Genomic DNA, 5941 nt, shown 5'->3' on the forward strand with positions numbered 1-5941 from the left:
TATTTAAAATGTTACTTAAACAAAAATCGCTCTGTTAAATTGCGTTTTTATTAGGGCAAACTAAGCTTATAAGACTGGTCAATATCAAGGATGGTATAAGTACATGTTAGCTAAACCAATATACGAATTAGTCCCCTACGGATACTTTTTTCTCGGCATCAGTTGTATCACATTAGCCAATAATTATGTGCCTACATTAATCGGTGTAATCTTATTTTTATTAGGTGCTAACATTTGGCGGATGCGTTCTGAAGCCAGAAGAACCGATCATTCAAGCCAGCGAGTCAAGCAAAGAAAACGTCGCTATTACTATGAATTTAAACCTTTTATCATTTTTATTTCGGCATTCACCTTGATGCAATGGACGCAAAATGAACTCGTTTCGGTGATCAGTATTTTGCTGTGTATCTCGGCAGGGGTCATTCTAAGCATGCGGATTTTAAACCGTCATAGCCATTCGTTACTTCATTGAGTGCTTTATTAAAAGACTGCATAAAAAAGAGCGGCTTAGCCGCTCTATAATCAAGGTTATGCTAATTTATTTAACAGCTCAGTTCGAAGCAATTGATAATCAAAGTTAATATCTTCAGCCAAACACTCATTTGCTAGCGCATCAGCAAGTGGTTTCGGCATAGGTAGTTCGATGTCTAAAATTTCTTCTACACTGTCTTTAAATTTTGCTGGGTGTGCAGTCGCTAAAAAGATACCTGCACTGCCATCTGCTAGATTTTCTTTCAAGCCTTGATAAGCAATTGCAGTATGAGGCTCTGCGATGTAACCCGTTTGATGAATTTTTTTCATCACCTCTTTTGTTTCTTCTTCGCCAACACAGCTTGAATAAAAATCATCATAGCTAAACCATTTGTTATCCAACATAAACTGAACACGTGGCCAGTTATTCGGTTTACTCACATCCATAGCGTTCGATAACGATTCAAGCGTGTCATTCGGTGCCCACTCTTTGCTTTGTAAGAAACGTGGCACAGTGTCGTTTTGGTTAGTTGTAGCACTTAGTTTCGCTACTGGCATACCAAGCACAGCACCGATCATCGCAGCGCACACATTACCAAAGTTACCACTTGGTACTGAGATATGCGCTTTACTACGCTGCTCTTTAGGTAATTGAGCAATGGCTTCAAAGTAATAGCAAACCTGTGCAACTAAACGACTGATGTTGATTGAATTAGCAGAATTTAGACCTAGCTTTTGTTTAACTTCATCGTCTAAGAAAGCTTGCTTTACCATGCTTTGGCAATCATCAAAGCTACCATCAACAGCATAGCAGTGAATGTTATTGCCTAATGTTGTAAATAGCTTTTGCTGCGCTAGTGAAATTTTACCTTTCGGGTATAAAATCACGACATCGATATTTGGCTTATTATAAAATGCATGGGCAACCGCAGCCCCCGTGTCGCCCGATGTTGCAGTTAAAATTGTTACTTTTTCGCCTTGGTTAAATTGTGCAAGACACTCAGCCATAAAACGGCCACCAAAGTCTTTAAACGCAAGCGTTGGACCATGAAATAGCTCTAAGCAATAAATGTCTTTTTCTACTTCAACCAGTTTCACATCAAAGTTAAAAGCATTTTGTACCATCTGTGCAACGGTATCGGCAGGTAGTTCATCGCCAATTAGGTGCGATAAAATCTTGCTGCTACGACTAACAAAGTCTAAATCAAGTAACGCATCAATGTCTTGAATTGGCGAAAGGCTTTCTGGGAAGAATACCCCTTGGTTACGTCCTAACCCCGTTTTTACCGCTTCAACAAACGACACCTGTTGTGCTTCATCTTTTAAATTATGTAATTGCATGTTTATTCCTTAAATTCTTTAGAGCTGTCGTGTGCCAAGCTGATCAAGTTTACAGATGTGGCTGAAACCTTGTTCATTTACGTAATTATCATTCAGCCAAGCTGCACACTTTTGAGCAGCTTCAAGACTCTTACACACGGTAAATAATGTTGGGCCCGCACCAGAAATACTGACAATCTCTGCACCAAGCTCTGGTAAAGCACTTTTAGCTTCCGCAAAACCTTGGATTAATGGTGCGCGATGTGGCTCAGCGATTTCATCTGTCATAATTGATAACGCAGCATCAAAACGACCTGTTAGCAATAAGCTGCTAAATGCAGAAAGCCGCTGTGCAAACTCAACACTGTCGTGCATTGATAATTGCGTTGGCAATACCGAACGCGCTTTTGCAGTATTCAGTGAAAAACCTGGAAAAGCCGCTACGTAATACCATTGATTATCAACGGGTAACGAAATTGACTTGTTCGGAATGAGTTCACCCGTTAATTGCAAACCACCTAAATAACAAGGTGTGATGTTATCGTAATGACGGCCGCCACTAACAATGGCTTCAAAATCAGCCATCAACTCGATAAGTTGCTCTTGAGATAATTTGGTTTCGGCAAATTTATCAAGGGCAGCAAACGCTGCCACCACAGAACAAGCACTTGAACCTAAACCTGAGCCAATTGGTAGGTTCTTTTTAAGCTCAAGTTTTACCGCTGGCATAGCCGGTGCAACGTGCTCTTTAAAGTGAATTAAACATTGATAAGCCAAGTTTTCTTCAGCATTTGCAGGTAGTTTATGGGCATAGTCGCCAGAGCAGACAAAAGTATCTTGCTCAGCGGCACTCACCTCTACAACATCGCCTAATAAAGTGCCATCGATAGGTGCCAGCGCAGCACCTAGTGCATCAAAGCCGACAGCAAAATTCCCGATTGAAGCGGGTGCATATACACGGATCATGACCAGCTCCTAACGTGTTAATGTTTTTAAGATATCAGCAAATACGCCTGCAGCCGTTACTTCGGCACCTGCGCCATAACCACGAATCACAAACGGACGTGGTTGATAATATTGACTTAAGATTGCCAATGCATTTTCACCGTCACGGATATCGTAAAGAGCATGGCTACTATCTACGGCTTCAATGCCTACTTTACATTGACCGTTTTCAATAGTGCCCACATAACGAAGTACTTTACCTTCACTTGCAGCACTTTGAATGCGGTCGTTAAACTGTGCATCAAGTGATGGTAGTTTTGCCATGAAATCTGCTACAGAATCATCTTCTGCAAACCCTTTTGGTAAAACTGATTCAACTTCAATATCGCTTAGTTCTAACTCAAGACCCGATTCACGAGCAATGATCAGTAGTTTTCGAGCAACATCAGTGCCTGATAAATCATCACGTGGATCTGGCTCTGTAAAACCACTTTCTTTTGCTTTTAACGTTGCTTCGCTAAGAGATAAACCATCTTGTAGCGCACCAAACATATACGATAATGAACCCGACAAGATACCGCTGAACTTAATAAGCTCATCACCGGCACCAAATAGTGATTTCAAGTTATCAAGTACTGGTAAGCCTGCACCTACGTTTGTTTCGTATAAAAACTTACGGTTATTCTTTTGTGTAGCTGCTACTAAATCTTGGTAGTAAGCATACGAGCTAGTATTGGCTTTTTTGTTTGCCGCAACCACATGGAAACCGGCATTCAAGAAATCAACATATTGCGCAGCAAGCTTATCGGCTGAGCTACAATCTACGATCACAGGGTTAATTAAATGGTTTTGTTTAACAAATTGCTCAACCAGATTTAAATCAAATGCTTGTTCTGACTCGGCTAGTTTGTCTTGCCAGCCATCAAAAGCGATGCCTTCGCTATCTAGATAAAGCTGTCTTGAGTTAGCAACACCATACAAGTTCAGCTTGATGTTACGTTTTTCAAGCCATGCTTGTTGACGCTCTAACTGCTGAATAAGCTCTTGGCCAACTAAGCCACAGCCAAGTAAAAACACATCGATTGAAGGAATGTGAGTAAAGAAGTTCTCATGGCACACTTTTACTGCGTCGTTGCATAATTCACCGTCGATAACCGCTGAAATGGCGCTTTCAGTCGAATCTTGTGCAATAGCAACAATATTAACCTGCGCTTGAGCTAATGAAGCAAAGAACTTAGCCGCTAAACCTTTGTGCGCACGCATGTTATCGCCAACTAGAGTAACAATCGCAAGGTTACGCTGCACTTGTACTGGTTCGATTAAGCCGGCTTGTGATTCTAATTCGAAAGCAGTTTGTAATGCTTCTAAAGCAAGAGATAAGTCACTCTCATGCACACAGAAACTGATGCTAAATTCACACGAAGATTGAGTGATTAGTACAATTGAAACATTGTCGTGCGCCAGTGCATTAAATACTTTTGACGCCATGCCCACTTTGCCTTTCATACCTGGGCCAGACACCGTTAACATAGCGAGGTTTTGTAAACTTGATAATGCTTTAACTGGATCGTTCGACACACTGTCGTTACTGATCACAGAACCTTCTGCACGTGGGTTATGAGTATTTTTGATCTCGCACGGCACACCCGCTTTGGCACAAGGTAAAATCGTTTTCGGGTGCAATACTTTCGCACCAAAGTAAGACAGCTCCATTGCTTCTTTATAAGATAACGAATCAACCTTAGATGCTTTTTTGATATAACGCGGGTCTGCATTGTAAACACCGTCAACATCAGTCCAGATTTGGCATACTTCAGCTTCTAGGCATGCTGCCGCAATAGCTGCTGAGTAATCGGAACCATTGCGACCAAGTGTTGTTAGCTCACCTTGCTCATTGGCAGCAGTAAAACCCGGCATGATATAAATAGTGCTCGGTGCCACTTTTAATGCTGCTTGAAAACGTAACTTACTTGCAGCCAAGTCAGCTTCAGCATCAATATAGCCACCCACTGAAGCTATGCAATCTGTCGCTTCTAAATAACGAGCATTACTTTCTTTAAGCATGCACTCCATTAAGGCTACACTTACGCGCTCACCAAAACTGATTGCATAAGCACGTACTTGGTCTGGGCAGCACTTTAAAAGTGCAACACCATCTAGTTTATTCTTAAGTTCGCTCAAATCAGGCCAACTTGCTACCTGACCAAAGTCAGCTTCAACAGCAGCTTTTAGTTGTTCACAGCGCGTAACCAATGCTTGCCATAACTCACTAAAATCTTGTCCCTGTTCTGCAGCGCTTGCTAATGCTACTAATGAATCTGTCATACCACCCGGTGCTGACAGTACTAACAGCATTTCATCGCGTAATTCTTCTTTGACTAACTGAGCTACCTGTTGCAAACATGCGTAGTCGGCCAAGGACGACCCACCAAATTTTAATACTCGCATTATTTATGTTTCCTCATTCCATAAACGAAAAAGGCCTGTGTTCTAGTGAACACAGGCCTATAATTTTGTTGCACCGACCTATGCCACTATCCCGTAAGGATGATGGTTGTAATAATAATGGTCGTTGCGTGATTAAATGTTTTCATAGCCTGTAGACTGCCTTAAATATAGCCAGCCTGTCAACCCTTAAAGAAAAGATAAATTATGCGTTTGTGTTATATAAAAGATTAGTGAATACCAAATTTATGCAAAGTTGCTTTTAGTCGCACAAGATCTATCGGTTTATCAATGAAGTCAATAGCACCCAATTTTACTACTCTTTGTTTCATTTCAGCCTGAATATCAGCCGAAATCACTATAACAAAGCACTCAATTTTCTCTGCTTTGATCGTTTCGAGCACTGCAACACCATCCAATTCTGGCATGGTTAAATCTAAGCACAATAGATCAAAGTTTTGCTCGCGTAATAAGGCTAGAGCTTCACGGCCATTTGTGGCTTGTTGAACATCTGCATCCAAGCAATCCCCTAAACAGCGTACTACCTGCTTTCGGGCAATATTTGAATCATCACAGACCAGTACTGAAAAATTAGGATTATTCATGAAATAAAAATCTTCGCTGTAGCAAATACAACATCAAAAAAGGCTAAATTAAAGATGGAATAAATTTATAACACACTTTTTCAAGCGCAGTAAGGGCAAGTTTTTTCAAAATTTACTAACAATTTATAAATGTTCCAGTAAAAAAGGATATATTT

The 5941-nt window shown here is 40.8% G+C and carries 5 protein-coding genes; 1 reads left to right on the plus strand and 4 read right to left on the minus strand.

The features are described 5' to 3' along the window. Positions 1-103 precede the first annotated feature (103 nt). Positions 104-472, plus strand: a complete 369-nt coding sequence (locus L1D51_RS20035) for a hypothetical protein (protein WP_130166844.1) — start codon at positions 104-106, stop codon at positions 470-472. Positions 473-528: 56 nt separating this feature from the next. Here L1D51_RS20035 and thrC read toward each other — a convergent pair whose 3' ends face one another. The 4 genes from thrC to L1D51_RS20055 all read right to left on the minus strand — a co-directional run bounded on the left by thrC (position 529) and on the right by L1D51_RS20055 (position 5786). Next, entirely contained in the window at positions 529-1812 is a 1284-nt protein-coding gene (thrC, locus tag L1D51_RS20040) for a threonine synthase (protein WP_055021995.1), read from the minus strand. Between the two features lie 18 nt (positions 1813-1830). After that, positions 1831-2757, minus strand: coding sequence for a homoserine kinase (gene thrB, locus L1D51_RS20045; protein ID WP_055021996.1), 927 nt, complete (start codon positions 2755-2757; stop codon positions 1831-1833). A gap of 9 nt (positions 2758-2766) precedes the next feature. Beyond that, positions 2767-5184: a bifunctional aspartate kinase/homoserine dehydrogenase I gene (gene thrA / locus L1D51_RS20050; RefSeq protein ID WP_239964626.1), complete on the minus strand. Its 2418-nt coding sequence runs from the start codon at positions 5182-5184 to the stop codon at positions 2767-2769. A 227-nt stretch (positions 5185-5411) separates the two neighbouring features. Next, positions 5412-5786, minus strand: coding sequence for a response regulator (locus L1D51_RS20055; RefSeq protein WP_054562669.1), 375 nt, complete (start codon positions 5784-5786; stop codon positions 5412-5414). Between the last annotated feature and the right edge of the window lie 155 nt (positions 5787-5941).

Source organism: Pseudoalteromonas shioyasakiensis, assembly GCF_022398475.1.
GTDB lineage: Bacteria > Pseudomonadota > Gammaproteobacteria > Enterobacterales > Alteromonadaceae > Pseudoalteromonas.